Raw genomic sequence first — 15,730 nt, 5'->3', positions numbered from 1 at the left:
GAGGGGCGGTGGAGTGCAAAAACAATGCTCAAGGCTTTCCTGAGGGTAAGCGATCTCGAGAGCGTCGATCCTGTTGTTAAAGACTCCTCGATATCAGTTGGAGACAGCTATATCCGTCCATTTCGTCATAAGTGCCTCGAGAGCGTTCTAGTGAAGAACTCTGATCAATGGTTCTTCGTAATACGTGAACGTCAGCGAGTTTCAGGCGAGCTTGGCGCCCATTTGGCCTTAACAGCTAACGTGTCCACGGATCGGCTTCGTCAGCAATATCAAGAATGCATGGAGTGGCCTCTCGACTTTATTATGATTGAGGCTGCCCGCCGGGGCGGTCGGTTGCGTATACGAGCAGGTCAACTAGGCAGCCTCCCGATCTATTTCCACGTGGAGGAGCGCGCTCGTTCCATTTCTCTATCCTGGGACCTTGTCGATTTCGCTCATAAATCACGGACGCTTGATTCAGAATTGATCGCGCATCATCTGGCGATGAAAACGTTCTACTCTGCGCGACAGGCCTGCCTCGGGGTTAACTTATTAACCGCCGGCGCAACTTTATACGTCGATGCGTCTGATACATCATTTGATTACGGTTCAGTAGCTTCAGCCCCTCCTAACACCGCCGATCCCGAGAAGAGCAGTGCTCTTCTAGAATTTGCAGACACATTGCGTGACGTCGTTATTTCGCGACCAACGGACTTTTGCGTAAGTGCCGTGGAACTGAGCGGAGGAATGGATTCCGCTTCCGTCGCGATTGCCGTCGGGGAGAGCGTGGGGTCACTAACATGCGGTGGCATACTACTGGGTGATGAGAGCAGTCCCACGCAGATTGATCGGCGAAGTAGCATTTTAAGCGCATTGAATTGCCGCGATCACGCCATTGAAATGCAGAACCACATGCCGGCAATCGATCTGGATTTAGAGCCAAAATCCCACCTGCCGCTTATTTCGGAATATTACCTGGAGGCCTTCGAGGCACTATGGGGTCGATTTCGTGACGAAGGCTGCGAGATAATCTGGTCCGGAATAGGAGGAGATGAGCTTTGCGCTTGCTTTTCCGATGAGGAGAGTGAAGCACGATCTCCGTCTGCACGTTGTTACGATATGGCGGTGGAATTTGCGGAAACCCTATTAACGAGGCGCGGGCTCGATGCCGCTCGCTCATCCTTCCTATTTAGCGCGCCAATTGGCCTCACTTCGTCAACGACGCTGCTCGCTAGTCTGTGTCATGCCCGTCCGCTCGCGAAGAAAGGGCTTTGGCCCGTGCGCCCCTTAGGCGATCCGAGATTGATCAACTTATCAGCGAAACTTCCGGTCGAATTTCGTGCAGACAAGCAAATGCTCCGTGTTTACCTGCGAAGCCGCTTGGGAACCGAGGTGTTCCCGCAAGCTTATAAGAAAGAAACCTTCGAACTCGTATTATCAAGAGCGATTGCGGCCCGGGCGGATACCCTTAGATCGCAGCTAGAGGTCTGCGCCTTGGCCGAGTTAGGCTTAGTATCGCGCGCGTCAGTTATGACGCTTTTGAACAGGGTTATAGCGACACACGAGTTTTCTGCGACGAGTGCCTTGGCGCGTTTCCTATGGGCAGAACGTTTCGCGCGGCAACTCTGTTGAGGGCCCATCACAAGCGACTATGTTGAACGGCGGGCTAAATGATGACTCACATTAAACAACATCAAGGACGCATAAGCTAGGACTAGGATCAGATGATGATCCAGATTCGTCATGCGTCCGATTCGGATGCTGTATGGTTGACTCGGCTTTTGTCGGATCCTCGCTTCTACCTTCGAATGGGTTACGATCCCGAAGCAAAGGACGTTTTGAGGCTTGCAGTGGCGAAGAAGTTCGAACTCTATAAAGATGGGCTTGGATGCATTCTGATTGCTCAGCATGGTCTTGTATCGCTCGGGTACGGTGCTTACTTTCATTCGCGCTCTCCCGGCTATGCATATATCGAATATGGAGTTACCCCAACACATTTCGGCCGGGGCATCGGGGGACGGATGCTGGATGCGCTGATTGCATCGGCCAAGGCGAACGACGCGCAAGGACTCCAGACCGTTTGCCATCCAAGGAATGTGGCGTCTGTCGCGCTGCTAGAATCGAGGCACTTTATCCGGTGCAAGAAACTTTCGCGCGCTAGCTGGGTATTTGATAGATACAAATTGTCGTTCCCCATCAGAGCCTGGTTAGGTTAGGCCAATGAAGAGCGATGTTTTGCGCAATTGCCCAGTGAATTTACCGACGTGCCATGGGCTATCGATTGAGCCTGAGCTCGAAGTGGAGAGCCGCACATTTTCCGGCCCTTATGATGACGCGCGACCGGCCCGCTCAATCGTCAGGCCAAGTCGGGCGCGCTCTCGGCCTTCGAGTCCTCCAAGCAGCACTCTTGCCTACGAAGCGAAGCAACTTGGCATTCCGGGTTTGAAAGTTCTGACGAAGTGGAACAGGGCTCAAGTTGAGCGCACCCTAGCATTGCGCCATTCAAACCTGCTCGTCCGACCAGAGTTCCGTGGCCATCGCCTATCTGCTCTGCTCGTCGCACGTTGGCTGTCGCAGGACGAGGCGTTGTGTTCGTGATATCCGAGCGGAGCCTCGGCGATGGGACGGGTGGACATGGAACAAGAAGTACGAGCGGCTGTCGAGCGAGCGATTTCCGCCTACGTTGCCGATACCTATGGCCTTACCGGCAGCGTCTCAACAGTTGTGAAGGGTGCGAACTGGACGTTTGTGGTTCGTGACGGCGCGCAAGATCGGGCTTTCATTCGTCTGTACCGAGCATGGGGTCGCCCCGCTGCCGACGTCGCGAGCGAAATGGCCATGCTCCGAGCCGTTGAAAGCACGCCTGCGCTTGAGGTCTCTCGGCCCCTAATTGACCATGAGGAGCGCTCGTTCTCCGCATTCCAATTGCCTGATGGCACCAAGCGCCTTCTTGGCGTCTTCGCTCCGGCTGCCGGGCGTGAACTGGCCGCAACTCCGGCCGATTGGTATCGCGCCGGCGTTGCCCTGTCCCATTTGCACCGACAGACCGGGCTCACGAAACTGGCGCCCAACAGGGAGCTTCTGAGCGGGACGAGAGACAAGGAGACGCTCGCGATGATCGCCGAGAGATCTCCAAATGTTGCCAAGGACATCAGCAAATCACTGGATGTGCTCGTGGGCGCAGGGGCAAACGAGCCGATTGGCCCGACAGGGCTTTGTCATGGCGATGTTAGGCCAATGAACATGCGGGTTCAGGACGAGCGCGTCACATTTTTCGATTTCGATGATTGTGGCCGCGGCCCTCAGTGGCTCGATGTGGCTGCCATGGCACTGTGGCTGGAAACCATAACCAGTGGCGATGTGGGCGCGCTGTGGAAGGCTTTCCTGGCCGGATACGGCGTGGATGTAAGTGACTCTTTTGTCCGTTTTGTGGGCCGTATGGTGGCTGCACACCAGCTGCGCATCCTGCGGTTCTTGTTTGACTATTGCGAGCTTGACGCCGCGCTATGGGCTGATGTTCTGAATCGGGCCGAGATGGTCGTGAGCAGGGCCGCCCAGGGCCGGCTACGCGCATTCGCCACCTGATGCGACGACGTATTCACGTCAGCTGGCAGCAGCTGCTGGATACGCAGGCTAAACCGTCCAGCACCAACGCGGCGGCAAATCTTCCAACATCGGTTTTGCACTGAGCTAAGCGCGAGAATGCACGGGTTCCATTCGCAAGCAATGCAGCGGTGTTGCTTCGTTGGCTTTTCTTCCTTGTCCTTCTTCGTCGTCGGAGTCGGGATCGTTTTGCCGGCATGGGTTGCGTTCGCCGCGGGCTGATCGAACTTGGTGGGCTTGGTGTTGCTGGCCTCCAGCCTCGCTGGCCTTGTTCTGGCGCCGCTCAGCGGATATCTCGTCGATCGCTACAGCCGCCTCGGAGTGACCACATCGGGACAACTCGCCAGAGCTGTTGGCTTGCTGAAGTTGGCTCCGGTGCAAGTTTTGCCCGACGCGCTCTCGCGTCCTATCCTTCTTCTATCAGCAGTTCTCGGTGCTTTCGGCTACGGCCTTCTGGCAGGCGGCATGAGCGGAATCTTGCAGTCCATGGTTCCTGAGGCCGAGCGTATGCGCTTTAACATGCACATGTCGTTCTTCAATCAAGGCGGGCTAGCCTTGGGGACGGGTGCGGGCGGGTACGCCATCGCCCATCTCGGCAGCACGACCGCGGCCGCGCTGTTTGCCTTTGTGGCGATGTCCGTTCTGCCTTTGTTGGGCATGCTGACGGGAGATACCGACCCTAAACAGCCAGCGAAGCGCCTCAATCTGTTTTCCGCTTCGCGTGAAGCGATCACGTATCTGCTGAACGCCCCGCAAACCCTGGCCGCGTCGGTTGCCGTGAGGCTGGCTTTTGCCGTCATTCAGGTCACGAACCTGTTGTTACCCGGGTTCGTCATCCATTCGCTCGGCGGAGGCAGTCGCCTCTTCGGCACGCTCGAAATGACGGCCGCAGTTGCGGGCATGGCCGCACTTGCCGTTGCCGGGATTCGCGCGGTGGCAAGGCCCGCATGACGACACCGGTTATCGCCGGAGCGGCGGGTTCGTTGATCGTCCTGTCTTTGCAGACCGACCCACTTGTTGCAATTGTGCTCTACACGGTGGCTGGAATGCTTTGGAATCTGTCGCGAGCGGCGGCCAATGGACATCTCCTGACCGTGGTCGATACGGCTCTCATTGGACGCGTCCAGGCCTTTACCACTCTCCTAACCGGAGCGGTTGGTGCGTTGATCTTCCTGCTTCCCACCTTGCTTCCGAATGCGAGCGAAGCTCAGCTCTACATGGCGTGCGGAGTGATGATTCTCCTCTCAACCGCGCTCCTCGGTCTCTGGACTAACTGCGGCGGACCCGCGCACAGCTGACAGGTCGGCGTTGACCATCTGCGATGCCGTCGTCTTCTGCCACACCGGAGGAGTTATCGCTGGTCGATCGCGAGGGCAATGCCCTGCACCATACAAAGCCAATTACCGCTGGTTGTGCTCTCCGCTCGCTCAGTGCCGCCAATTCTGCGGTGAGCAACGGGGCTCTCGCGTCTGCCGCAGCCCTGCTTCAAGTTCGTCCAAATCATCGTTCAGGCTGCCATCAACGTTCGGGTCAAGATTCCCATTAATATCCGCGCCCGCGACCCTAATGAGCTCTCGGACCTCTTGGGCAGTGTTCGCGATCTTCCATCCTTGAAGATCGGACATCTGCCGCACCTCCCCGTCGGTTGCTGCAAGGGTTTCATCGCTCAGCGCTTCCAACAGTCGCGCCAAATCGAGACTTGGGTGCCAACGTGTCATCACTTGCTCCAGTTCTGGTGTTGGCGCAGCAAGGTGCGCCGCATCCGCCGTCGCGTCGTGTCGTAATCGAGCTCGGACATCTCGTGGATACTGCAGATCTCTGTGGCTGTCAGACCTTCGGCCATCCCTGCGATGATCTTCAGCGCTAGCGGATCGGCCTCAAACAGCCGATAGATGGTGGCGAGCGTCTGTGCAGCAGCCAGGATCCGCTCCGGATCAGGAACGTCGTCGACCTCCTCGCTGGGCCCGCTCCGCTGGTCCGGGTCGTCGCGGCTCACAAGCAGCCTTTGCTCGAGCCGAGCACGGCGCCAAAGGTCGTTGCAGATGCTGCGCATCACCCCCGAGAGGAACGCCAGTATGGGGACATCGGGCGGCCAGGGGCGCGAGCCGTCGAGGGCGCGTGCAATCGCTTCGTGCAAGATGTCGTTCCAGCCGAGTCCTCCCGGCAAGTCGCGGCTCCACAGCCGCGCCAGAGCTTTTAGTCGCACGAGTTCGACATCGGAGAGGGCGTCTTTGGCGGACGCGACATCAGCCGCATGGGCAACCCGCTCATCAGCCTTGGGAGTTAGCGTCAATCGTTCCATGGTCACACGATGTATGCGCTTCACCGAGCCCAGTGCGGACATCGGATGAAAATATTTTTTGACTTGTCTGCGCAACGGGACCTCAGCCGTATCGTCTGTATCCCAATAGGAGAGCCTCCATGGACGACACGATGGCAGCCGCGCGCCGCTGGTACGCAGAAGACCTACGATATAAAGTCCAGATCCTGCGTAACCCGCAGCTGATCGAGGCATTTGCGTCCGTTCCGCGCGAGCAATTCGTCGGCCCTGCGCCGTGGCGCATCATCTCGGACCCGTACAGCGACGCATTTCTGACCTCCGATAACGACCCGCGCTGGCTTTATCATGACGTTCTCGTGACGATCGATGCGAGCCGTAACCTCAACAACGGGATGCCCAGTTTCTGGGCGCGCAACTTTGAACACCTCAACATCGCGCGTGGTGAGCGGGTGCTTCAGGTCGGTGCGGGCACTGGATACTATTCGGCGGTGCTGGCCGAGATTGTAGGACCCGCTGGTCGTGTGACGGCGATCGAAGCCGACGCCGAGCTGGCGTTGCGGGCCCGAGTGAATCTCGCGAGCTGGCCGCAGGTCGATGTCGTCTCGGGCGACGGCCGGACGGTAGATGTCGGCGAGCTTGATGTCGTCGTCGTATTTGCCGGATCTACCCATCCATCGCGTTTCTGGCTCGATCGCCTTGTCGAAGGGGGTCGGCTTCTGATGCCGCTGACCGATATTTCCTGGAGGGGCTTTCTTCTCCGTGTCATCCGGCGTGGAGAGCGGTTCGAGGCCTCCTCGATCGGCGGCGTGCCTATCTATCCTTGTTTGGGAGGACGCGACGAGGAGGCAGGAGAGCGACTGCATGCCGCACTCGAAGGCCTGCCGCCAGGCAAGGTTCCGATTCGGGTGCTGCACGTCGGCGAACCCCGCTCTGGCGATGCAAAGGTGTGGTTTCAGGGGCCGGGCTTTTGGCTCGGGCGCGATCCTTCCGGTGCGGATCCCGGCGCTCAGAACTGATCAAATAGACGGGCCGATTGTACGAGGCTCTCGTCCCTACCTTTACGGTTTGTCTGGAAGTGCGCAACCACGTCTTATTTTGCACCGAAGATCAACGGGGGCGGCGTTCAAGCTTCAGAGTTTTCAGACCTTTAGAAACGAAAAACCCCGGCATGAAAGCCGGGGCTCGCGATCCCCACGGCGTACATCCGGCCGCGACGATCGCGTGACAGTTAGCATGAGGTTCTTGAATAAAATGTGACCTTCGCGGCGTCCGCAGCCGACTATCGATGGCAAACGGTTAATATCGCGACGCAGGCAAAGATTTCTACGGTTCGGCCTAGTCGCGCAACCGTGCTGTCGCTTGCTGCACGCGAGGCACCACTTTTTGTCTCTCGAAGTTGAAGCCTCCGTAAAAAGTAAACGAAGGGGCCGCCAAGCCGTCTAATCAGGAGCTTGAATATCGCCTCGCAGAAGGTGCCTATAGCCCTGCTCACCCATCCATTTGGCGCGAGCAAGATGACTGTCATAGGCCCGCTGCGCGCGCTGAGGTTCGCGCCCAGGATCGATGCGTAGGACAATCCGACTGACTTCGCGCCAATCCGCCCCCTCCGCATGGGCATCCATAAGACGCCAATAATTGACAAGATGCGCAAGGTCATAGGGCGTCATGATCGGATCGGCAGGAGCCAGATCAGCTACCTCGGATTCGAGTGGTGGTTTCTGCATAGCCGTCTCCGGCGCCGAAACTGCATCATCAGCAGGTTCGGATGAATCTATCACTTGGGCAAGAAGATGTGTCATGTCTAGTGCCGGATTTGGCATCACGTAATGCTCTATCAGCATCGCCGAATGGCGATCGGGCATCGCCCGAGCCGCAGTGACCTCTGTCTGCTCAACCAAGCTTCAGCATCAGGATGCGTTTCCGGCTCAGGAGTTCTACACGTCGACGTTTGCTTGACGAGTAAAGTCGTGATGCCGTATCACTTCTTTGATAATGAATGCTAGGAACTTCTCTGCGAAATCTGGGTCAAGACTAGCGGCCTTTGCGAGCGAGCGCAGTCTTTCTATCTGGCGTTCCTCACGAGCTGGATCTGCCGCGGGCAGTTGAAGTCGCGCTTTTAGTTTTCCGACCTGCCGAGTGCACCTAAAACGTTCCGCGAGAATGTGGACAAGGGCTGCGTCAAGATTGTCGATGCTGCTCCGCAGTCCGTTCAGTTCGGATGGAGTTTCCAATAGACGTTTCCTTCTACGCAAAATATCCGCGCCTTCGTTCACGACGTCAACAGCATCAGCTGTCCTGAGGGGGATATCCAGCAAGATGACGCGGTAATCGCTGAATTGCCATCCAAAGTGCAGGCATCAGCGCGACGCCGCACCCAAAACCAAGCACGTAGCACTGTTCTGCCGAAGCAGTTGTAGGCGACCGCCAGGCATGAATGGTAGCGCTACCGACTGCGACAAAACTTGAAACGCTCGGTCATCCTTAGTCGACTGCGTCGGCGGGTCTGGTTGTGACCCCTACTGCGGCTTGACAGGCGCTAGCGCTTCCGAGAAATGATTTCCGCAAATTCCGTGGACGCCAGTGCCAATGATCAGGTCCGAACTCGTTGAGCGTATCGCCGGTCGAAGTCCGCGCCTTTATCAGCGTGACGTCGAGAACATTGTAAGTGCAATCCTGGGCGAGATCGCCGCTGCGCTCGCGCGCGGTGATCGGGTTGAGCTTCGGGGATTCGGAGTGTTTTCTGCCAAGCAACGGCGGGCGCGCATCAGCAGAAATCCGCGAACGGGCGCGCTCGTGCAAGTCGACGAGAAGCGCTTTCCGCTCTTCAAGGCCAGCAAGGAAATGCACGAACGACTAAACAGTGAAGCCAGACCGAAAGACAGCAACTTTGCCGTCCAAGGCGGTCTGAGAGCGTCCGGGTAGTCTAAGTGGCCGGGCTGAGCTGGTGTGGTGAATAAGCAACGTTAATATTGCTTTCGCAACCGCAAGCGTCGTTGATGCTCCACAAATCTCAATAAAGGAGGCAATCTGGCGTCGGTACCGGGGCTGGGACTACATTGGGTCTTATTAAGTTATTTCCCGGGGGAGCCGCGGATCAGATCTGCGGCTCCATTTTATTTCATGAATGTCTTTGAGAAGATATCGATGGCCATCCAGGATTTAAGTGACGCGAGCGTCCTTAAACTCTACGAAAATATTCGGCAGCAAGTTGCGGCCGATCTGCGCCTAGGCAGCAAACATCGTCTGTTGGGCGAGACTGCGAAACGAGAAGCGCTGCGCCTTGAGGAAGAACTGAAGCGCCGTCGAGTTCCGTATACCCCCATCAGTTGGGGCTGACGCTCGATCCAAATGAAGCCGGCGCGACCCGCCACGCGTGATCAATCTGATGAGGATTGAAGCCGTCCTGCCTGGTCCTCGATGGTGGGAATACCTTCGCGCCGCCAGGTATCGAACTCAGCCCAGATTCTCCGCCCACTCAGCGCTCTCGCGGCTCCGTTTCATCGCCTGCGCCGCGCAATCTCGTCAGCGACTGCGCTCGTGGCGCGCATCAACCGCTCATGCAGAGTCTCGAACATGTCGAGAATCTCATCATTGGGTTCATTCCTGCCTTCTTCAATAGCCTCGGTAACCAGTTCGTCGAGAGGCGTTTCCTTCAATTGACCTTTCTCGAGCAGGTGTTCAAACAGCCCGTCGCAATCGGGCTGCGGCTGGATGCGGCCATCGGAGTTGCACCAAACGCCGAATGTCTGGTGCCTCATAACGGCTTGCTCAACCATCTCCGCCTCCAGTGGGATCAGCGTACCCCACGCCTCGTCCTCCTCATCGACGAATCCCGCCACATACATCTGTTGCTCCTCAGCGTCCTCATCGCGAGGGCGGAAGAACGGCGTGAGGACGATTTGAGGGGGTTTTGCCATAACAAGCTCTCCAGGAGGTTCAAGCACTAGTTGCATTGGTACATGGCGGCATCAGGGCCTGCGCTGACACGCTGGATCATCCAAAAACCGCAAACTGTGGGAGCTGTGGTCGGCGAGCCACGAACAATTCGTTCTCTCATTCATCGCTCTGGCAGATAAAGTATTCCGGCGCGCAACGTGATCGAAGCAGACGACTTCTGTCATCTCCCGTGGTCGTGGTTATGCGCCACCTGCGCATAGGTAAGAATTCGACCCGTTCCAATGATGAAGGACCCGAGCATCGTGGAGGTCGGGCGGCGGAAATCCCACAGGATTTCCGCTCGCGATCACAGTCGTCTCCGCTATACTCGGGCATGCGCCGTGGTGGTGGTGGAAGGCGCGACCGTCAGACCTCTATCTCACGGAGCCCACCGCTATGATCATCTTCGGACCGCTGCTCGTCATCACCGGCATTGGCTTCTTTTGCTGGCTGCTGTTCACCCTTGCTGTCTTTGCGCTCCCGTTTTTCGTCGGCCTCACGACCGTCGTCTGGGCCTTTCATACCGGCGCCGGGGTGGTCGGCTGCATTGTCTTAGGCCTCGTCGCAGGCGGCGCGACTTTCGGCATCGGCCAGCTTGCGCTCGCCTATGTGCCGTGGACCTGGCTCCGGCTGCTGATCGTCGTCCTCTACGTCGCGCCCGCCACTGTCGCCGGTTACAGCGCCACCCACGGAATTGCGCTGATGGCGGTGCCTGCACCGATCTGGCAGGCGATCTTTCCAGTCGTGGGCGCCATTGCCGTCAGCATCACGGCGTTCATCCGGATCACTGGAATGACCGCCGGACCTGCCGGGTAATGGCAGGGGGCATTGTAGCTTCACGTCGGCGGACGGGATTGGATCAGATGTACGGAACGCTCTCGGTTTTCATCGCCGAGTCAAATGCGCGCGTCGAAGCTCGAGCAATCTCCACAAGGCCAGCTTCGTCACGCCCTCATGGCGGTATGGACCAAGCCGTCACCTCTCAAATATCGGCCGACAACGGATGTGAACGGGCCGTCCCCGCCGAGGCGCGATCTCGAACGCCAAATCCGTCCATTGCTGACAGGAGAGGGCGCCTGTCACCATCGAACTCATTCGCCGGGCTCTCGGTGCGACCGAAATCGCCACGTTCTCCTCGATATCAGCTCTGTCCGGCCGAGCGCACCGAACGGCCTCTTTGATGGATTGATCTGGCCGAAGGCCGGCTGAAGCCTCGATCGCCTAAGGCGCAACAGCGGCGTCACAACTTTCTTCCCCTGCCGGCTGCGCCGTCATTCCTCGCGCGAGACAAGAAAGGTCCTCCTTTGCTGTCGAGCCCCTTCGGGGTGCGCCGTCGATCGCCTCCGGCCCTTCGATCACCATCGAGGCCGCAAGGTGCGGGCTCGGAAAACAGAGATCAAGGAGAACTTCCATGGCGACCATCGGCACCTTCAAGAAGACCGGCAACAACGAGTTCACCGGTGAAATCGTGACCCTCTCGCTCCAGACCAAAAACGTCCGGATTGTCCCCGAGACCAATCGGTCCGGCGAGAACAGCCCCAGCCACCGCGTCTATGCGGGCCGGGTTGAGATCGGCGCCGCCTGGGCCAAGCGCTCCAACGAGGGCCGCGATTATCTCGGCCTCAAGCTCGACGATCCGAGCTTCACCGCTCCGATCTTCGCCAACCTCTTTGACGACGAGGAGGGCGAGGGCTTCAGTCTGATCTGGTCTCGCCCCAGCCGTCGCAACGGCGACTGAGCCGATCCACAATGCCTCGCCCGGCTGGTCCGGGCGGGGCATCACCATCCGCCAGGTGTGCCGGGCGGGCTTGCAATGAACGGCAAGGGAGCAGTTGGGTACGGCGGAATAGATCCCGGTCAGCAGCGCGAGGCGGTCACGGTTTGACTGGACGCGTTTCGTTGGCCTCCAATGCGCTCAACAATGTCCGGCCAGCTCAAGTCGTCAAGTGGCCCGCTTTCCGCGTAGCGTGCCGCCCGCTTTCTTCTGCAAGAGATCCGCTGCTTCGACCCCTAATTCACGGGCAAGTCGATCGAGAACGTCAATGCTGGCTGCATACCGGCAGCGTTCGAGTGAACTGATGTAACCGCGATCAATTTCGGCGCGATGGGCAAGCTCCTCCTGAGACAGGCCTGCGGCCTGCCGATGCTTTCTCAAATTGCGCGCCAGAATCTCCCGTATCTCCATGGAGATGAGAGAGGTCTATTGAAGAGTATTTAACCACGGAGTATTCTCTACAATCGGCACGGCAGTCCCCAATGAACGAAGCTGCTGATGTGCCTCAAGCCCGAACCGAATGCATGATGAAACGTTGGCGATCAGCGCGGGGGGGCAGACGGTACGGACTACGTACCACCGAGGGCGTCAGCAGGATGCCGAATCGGGTTGCGATTTCGTGCCAGGCGCGCTCAGCGAGCGCCGGTTCACGATTTAGAGAGCGCCGGTGCCTCGCGAGCCATCGTTCGCCGCTTGCGGGCACACCGTGATGCGGCCTATGCATCACGGTGGAGGTCGCGCGACATTTCGCGACGTTGCGAAGTTCCCGCCGTCAAATGAATGTCCGGCATTGCTTTGAGGCTGACGGAGATGATTGCAATGAACGAACTGCCATTTCAGGACCGGCCGCCACAAACCGATCGCGTGAACGCCTACGATGAGAAACATCTTGCAATCTACGTCCGGTTGTTAATGGCCGAAGAAGAGGGCGCCGACTGGCGTGAGGTCGTCGAAGTGCTCTTTGGCCTTGATCCATCCCGAGAACCCGATCGCGCCAAGATCGTCCATGACAGCCATCTGGCCCGCGCGCGATGGATGACGGACGCCGGATATCAGCATTTATTGGAGCCGCGGATGCAGTGAGCTGCCCTGTCACGCAAGTTGCGATCACGCGTGATGCAACTTCGAGGTCTAGCTTGCCTGCCCCTCTTTTCTGATCCTGCCGTGGCCTTCGCTGGGGAGCGCGGAACGTGAAGAAGCAAGAGGACACACTATGCCCACGCAGTATTGGCGCTCGCCGGAGACGATTGAACGCCTGAATCGTCTCGAACGCCCGGGCTTTGCCCTCGAGTTCCTTCGCCGCAACGCTGACTATCGCCGCGACTTCGCTCGTGCACAGCGCCAGATCACGCGTGAGGGGACTGATCCCAAGACTGTCCGTTCCGAGCTTGCACGTCGTTGGAGGTTACGGTGTCGCCCATGACCCCGCCTCTCCCGTTGGACTTGAACCCACCATTTGGCTGCCGCAGGTATCGCCGGGAACGCTGATCCTGGAGCCGGCGCCTTCCGGATTCGATATCGCCACGTCGGTCGGTCGTAACGTCCTCGGGGAGCCGCTTATCGAGCGGATCGATGCCGACGGACGTGAGCTGGTGATCACAGACGGATCAGGCGAGCTCCACTTGCTCATGCGAGACGAGCAGGCTGCGCGACGTCCTGCTGTGCTCGTGCCGCTCGACAGCATGGGCGAACTGCGGCTCGAGGTGGCGCTAAACTTCGTTCGTCGCCTTGGGGGCCAGCGCATCGGTCTTCTGCCGGCGGCTCTACGGCTGACGTCCTTTCAGAAACGGCGATTGATCCAGCTCCTTCACGCCTTCGACGTCCACGACCTGGGCGGCGGCCCGCGCGAGGTGGCCGCAAAGGTGCTAGCTTCCGATCACGCGCGGCGTCGTTCGGTCGAGTGGAAGGATTCGCACGCCCGCCGCAAAGCAAACCGCCTCATTCACGATTCGATCGCCCTGGTCGAGCGAGGTTACCTGAAACTCCTGCGCGGCTTCTGACGCGCGCGTCAATCCTCCACGCAATCGCTACAATCACCCCCGTTTGCGCCGCGCCCCGCCGGCCATGTTGCAGCTCGCGTTGTCGCGGCCGAAAGGGGGACACGCACCTGCAAGTATTTTCGTCCACCCCCAACGCCTGAACTCTCCGCCACTTTGGCCCCGACATGCCGCGACTTGGCCGCGGCGCTTTGAGGCAAGACGGAGATCTCCCATGCTCGATCGGACCGCGCAGCTTACCACGCGCTACGTGCGCACCCCCGAGGCCGCGCGCCTCCTTGGCCTGTCGCCGCGCACGCTTGAGAAGTACCGCTGCCATGGCAACGGCCCGACCTTCCGCAAGCTGGGCGGCCGCGTCGTCTACGCCATCGGCGATCTCGAAGCATGGGCCGATCAGGCCGCCTGCACCTCAACGTCGGACCCTCGCTACGTCGAGGCCCGCGCCGCCAGCAATGCGCATCGCTGAAGGCAGCGTTCACCCATGTCGTCGCGCCGCCTCCTTGTGCCGAGCGAGCGAAGCAAGCTCGATCCGTTCGTTATCGCCACGGGCGATGCCAGCCCGCGCGATCAGCGTGACTTGATGGAGCGGCCATTCTTCTCGCTCGCGAAGGCCAAGCGCACGAGGCCGATCCTCTACCAGGCCGGCGACGTCAGCGTCGAAGTCTATGCGGTTCCCGAGCACGGCATGGCAACGATCTGGGACGCCGACGTTCTGATTTGGGCCGCCAGCCAAATTGTCGAGGCTGAGAACCTCGGTCTGAAGACCTCGCGTTTCCTGCGCTTCACGCCCTATCAGCTTCTGATCGCAGTCGGCCGGCAGACCGGGGCGCGCGACTACAAGCTCCTGAAGGGGGCACTGGCCCGCCTCCAGGCGACCGTTATCCGTACCACCATCCGGCAGGGCGAACATTGGCGGCGCCACCAATTCTCGTGGATCAACGAATGGGAGGAGTGCGCGAGGGCCGACGGTCGCGTTGAAGGCATGGAGTTCGTCCTCCCCGACTGGTTCTATCGCGGCGTCATCGATCGCTCCCTCGTTCTCACCATCGATCCGGCGTACTTCAGCCTGACCGGCGGGATCGAGCGTTGGCTGTACCGCGTCGCGCGCAAGCATGCCGGCCGCCAGCCGAGAGGCTGGCTGTTCGAGGTCGCGCATCTTCACGAGAAATCCGGCAGTCTCGCCAAGCTCGCTGACTTCGCCTTTGATCTCCGCCGGATCGCTGCGCGTCAACCGTTGCCAGGCTACTGCCTGAGCATCGAGCGCAAGGATCGGCGCGAGCTATTGCGTATCCTGCCGAGCAAGCCATCCACAGCTCCTGTGGATGGCGCTGTGAATCAGCTCGGGACTTCGGGCGTTCGCACGATCGGGACTTCGGGCGTGCCCGTATCGGGATTCCGGGAGTGCAAACCACAGCTAACGCTTTGGCAAGACGCGACGATCCCGGAACGTAACTTAGAGTCTAACTTAGAATCTAACTGTTGTAGTGGGCCGGTGCGTGTTGCGGATAACGCCGCCGCGAGCGCTGAGCCGCGAACCAAGCATTCTAGAGAACAATCTCCACCGCTTTCCGGCCGTAAGACGGGAGGCCAGCGATGATTGTCGCGTTGCTCAACCAGAAGGGCGGTGTCGGCAAGACCACGCTCGCCCTGCACCTCGCCGGCGAATGGGCGCTGCACGGAAAGCGCGTGACGCTAATCGATGCCGACCCGCAGGGCTCGGCATTGGACTGGTCGCAGCAACGGGCGCGGGAGAACGTCGTGCGGCTGTTCGGGGTCGTTGGCCTTGCTCGTGACACGCTCCATCGCGAGGCGCCGGAGATCGCGCGCGCCGCCGATCACGTCGTCATTGACGGACCTCCGCGCGTCGCCGGACTGATGCGCTCGGCGCTATTGGCGGCCGACCTCTTGCTGATCCCCGTGCAGCCATCGCCGTTCGACGGTTGGGCATCCGCCGAGATGCTGGACCTGCTGCGGGAGGCCCGCATCTATCGTCCGCAACTCGCCGCCCGCTTTGTGCTCAACCGCTGCGGCGCACGCACGATCATCGCCCGTGAGACAGCTGAAACACTCGCCGATCACGATCCGCCGGTGCTTACCAGCACCATCGGTCAGCGCGTCGTCTTCGCGGATGCCGCGCAGTCCGGCCGGCTCGTCTTCGAA

General features: G+C 59.4%; 22 protein-coding genes. 16 read left to right on the top strand and 6 right to left on the bottom strand.

Features of this window, described 5'->3' with window-relative positions:
- Positions 1-24 precede the first annotated feature (24 nt).
- The 5 genes from IVA98_RS30500 (at position 25) to IVA98_RS30480 (ending at position 4,880) form a co-directional block, all read left to right on the top strand.
- A complete protein-coding gene (locus tag IVA98_RS30500) occupies positions 25-1,611 on the top strand; it encodes a hypothetical protein (RefSeq protein ID WP_247356110.1) in 1,587 nt (528 codons plus the stop codon).
- A gap of 92 nt (positions 1,612-1,703) precedes the next feature.
- Positions 1,704-2,195 (top strand): GNAT family N-acetyltransferase, encoded by a 492-nt coding sequence (locus tag IVA98_RS30495; RefSeq protein ID WP_247356109.1) that lies wholly within the window; start codon positions 1,704-1,706, stop codon positions 2,193-2,195.
- 403 nt (positions 2,196-2,598) lie between these two features.
- Positions 2,599-3,564 carry a phosphotransferase gene (locus IVA98_RS30490; protein ID WP_247356108.1) on the top strand — a complete coding sequence of 322 codons (966 nt, stop codon included), beginning with the start codon at positions 2,599-2,601 and terminating at the stop codon, positions 3,562-3,564.
- A 258-nt stretch (positions 3,565-3,822) separates the two neighbouring features.
- Positions 3,823-4,533, top strand: coding sequence for an MFS transporter (locus IVA98_RS30485; protein ID WP_247356107.1), 711 nt, complete (start codon positions 3,823-3,825; stop codon positions 4,531-4,533).
- A complete protein-coding gene (locus IVA98_RS30480) occupies positions 4,530-4,880 on the top strand; it encodes a hypothetical protein (protein WP_247356106.1) in 351 nt (116 codons plus the stop codon). The genes IVA98_RS30485 and IVA98_RS30480 overlap by 4 nt, the downstream gene beginning before the upstream one ends.
- Positions 4,881-5,009: 129 nt before the next feature.
- Here the strand turns inward: IVA98_RS30480 and IVA98_RS30475 are convergent, their stop codons facing one another.
- Both IVA98_RS30475 and IVA98_RS30470 read right to left on the bottom strand, forming a co-directional pair.
- Complete coding sequence (locus IVA98_RS30475) at positions 5,010-5,300, bottom strand: hypothetical protein (protein WP_247356105.1); 291 nt, start codon at positions 5,298-5,300, stop codon at positions 5,010-5,012.
- Positions 5,300-5,959 carry an RNA polymerase sigma factor gene (locus IVA98_RS30470; protein ID WP_247356104.1) on the bottom strand — a complete coding sequence of 220 codons (660 nt, stop codon included), beginning with the start codon at positions 5,957-5,959 and terminating at the stop codon, positions 5,300-5,302. The genes IVA98_RS30475 and IVA98_RS30470 overlap by 1 nt, the downstream gene beginning before the upstream one ends.
- 44 nt (positions 5,960-6,003) lie before the next feature.
- Between IVA98_RS30470 and IVA98_RS30465 the strand changes: the two genes are divergently transcribed.
- On the top strand, positions 6,004-6,879 hold the full coding sequence (locus IVA98_RS30465) for a protein-L-isoaspartate O-methyltransferase family protein (protein ID WP_247356103.1): 876 nt from the start codon (positions 6,004-6,006) through the stop codon (positions 6,877-6,879).
- 423 nt (positions 6,880-7,302) lie between these two features.
- On the opposite strand, the gene IVA98_RS30460 is transcribed toward IVA98_RS30465, so the two are convergent.
- Both IVA98_RS30460 and IVA98_RS30455 read right to left on the bottom strand, forming a co-directional pair.
- Positions 7,303-7,587: a DNA -binding domain-containing protein gene (locus IVA98_RS30460; RefSeq protein ID WP_247356141.1), complete on the bottom strand. Its 285-nt coding sequence runs from the start codon at positions 7,585-7,587 to the stop codon at positions 7,303-7,305.
- A 210-nt stretch (positions 7,588-7,797) separates the two neighbouring features.
- Positions 7,798-8,094: a chorismate mutase gene (locus IVA98_RS30455; protein WP_247356140.1), complete on the bottom strand. Its 297-nt coding sequence runs from the start codon at positions 8,092-8,094 to the stop codon at positions 7,798-7,800.
- 355 nt (positions 8,095-8,449) lie between these two features.
- On the opposite strand from IVA98_RS30455, the gene IVA98_RS30450 reads away from it, so the two are divergent.
- Positions 8,450-8,785: an integration host factor subunit beta gene (locus tag IVA98_RS30450; RefSeq protein WP_247356102.1), complete on the top strand. Its 336-nt coding sequence runs from the start codon at positions 8,450-8,452 to the stop codon at positions 8,783-8,785.
- A 222-nt stretch (positions 8,786-9,007) separates the two neighbouring features.
- On the top strand, positions 9,008-9,199 hold the full coding sequence (locus tag IVA98_RS30445; RefSeq protein ID WP_247355708.1) for a hypothetical protein: 192 nt from the start codon (positions 9,008-9,010) through the stop codon (positions 9,197-9,199).
- 161 nt (positions 9,200-9,360) lie between these two features.
- Here IVA98_RS30445 and IVA98_RS30440 read toward each other — a convergent pair whose 3' ends face one another.
- On the bottom strand, positions 9,361-9,780 hold the full coding sequence (locus IVA98_RS30440) for a hypothetical protein (RefSeq protein ID WP_247356101.1): 420 nt from the start codon (positions 9,778-9,780) through the stop codon (positions 9,361-9,363).
- A gap of 415 nt (positions 9,781-10,195) precedes the next feature.
- Here IVA98_RS30440 and IVA98_RS30435 point away from each other — a divergent pair, with 415 nt between their 5' ends.
- On the top strand, positions 10,196-10,615 hold the full coding sequence (locus IVA98_RS30435; RefSeq protein ID WP_018457240.1) for a hypothetical protein: 420 nt from the start codon (positions 10,196-10,198) through the stop codon (positions 10,613-10,615).
- Positions 10,616-11,210: 595 nt separating this feature from the next.
- The gene (locus tag IVA98_RS30430; protein ID WP_247356100.1) at positions 11,211-11,537 is read left to right on the top strand and encodes a DUF736 domain-containing protein; all 327 of its coding nucleotides are present in this window, start codon (positions 11,211-11,213) and stop codon (positions 11,535-11,537) included.
- 204 nt (positions 11,538-11,741) lie between these two features.
- Here the strand turns inward: IVA98_RS30430 and relB are convergent, their stop codons facing one another.
- Positions 11,742-11,984 carry a type II toxin-antitoxin system RelB family anti-toxin gene (gene relB, locus IVA98_RS30425; RefSeq protein ID WP_247356099.1) on the bottom strand — a complete coding sequence of 81 codons (243 nt, stop codon included), beginning with the start codon at positions 11,982-11,984 and terminating at the stop codon, positions 11,742-11,744.
- Between the two features lie 408 nt (positions 11,985-12,392).
- Between relB and IVA98_RS30420 the strand changes: the two genes are divergently transcribed.
- The 6 genes from IVA98_RS30420 to parA all read left to right on the top strand — a co-directional run.
- A complete protein-coding gene (locus tag IVA98_RS30420; protein ID WP_026233330.1) occupies positions 12,393-12,656 on the top strand; it encodes a DUF2285 domain-containing protein in 264 nt (87 codons plus the stop codon).
- Between the two features lie 130 nt (positions 12,657-12,786).
- A complete protein-coding gene (locus IVA98_RS30415; protein ID WP_247356098.1) occupies positions 12,787-12,996 on the top strand; it encodes a transcriptional regulator domain-containing protein in 210 nt (69 codons plus the stop codon).
- Positions 12,905-13,573 carry a DNA -binding domain-containing protein gene (locus IVA98_RS37825; protein WP_524536436.1) on the top strand — a complete coding sequence of 223 codons (669 nt, stop codon included), beginning with the start codon at positions 12,905-12,907 and terminating at the stop codon, positions 13,571-13,573. Before IVA98_RS30415 ends, IVA98_RS37825 begins: the two co-directional genes overlap by 92 nt.
- A gap of 211 nt (positions 13,574-13,784) precedes the next feature.
- The gene (locus IVA98_RS30405) at positions 13,785-14,036 is read left to right on the top strand and encodes a helix-turn-helix transcriptional regulator (RefSeq protein ID WP_247356096.1); all 252 of its coding nucleotides are present in this window, start codon (positions 13,785-13,787) and stop codon (positions 14,034-14,036) included.
- Positions 14,037-14,051: 15 nt separating this feature from the next.
- Complete coding sequence (locus IVA98_RS30400) at positions 14,052-15,167, top strand: replication initiator protein A (protein WP_018457234.1); 1,116 nt, start codon at positions 14,052-14,054, stop codon at positions 15,165-15,167.
- Positions 15,164-15,730 (top strand): ParA family partition ATPase (gene parA / locus IVA98_RS30395; protein WP_247356095.1); only part of this gene is annotated, 567 nt, incomplete at its 3' end. The genes IVA98_RS30400 and parA, both read left to right, overlap by 4 nt.

Source organism: Bradyrhizobium sp. 160, from assembly GCF_023073735.1.
Taxonomy (GTDB): Bacteria; Pseudomonadota; Alphaproteobacteria; order Rhizobiales; family Xanthobacteraceae; genus Bradyrhizobium.
The sequence above is the reverse complement of the archived record's forward strand: the minus strand, read 5'-3'. Positions and strand labels throughout refer to the sequence as shown.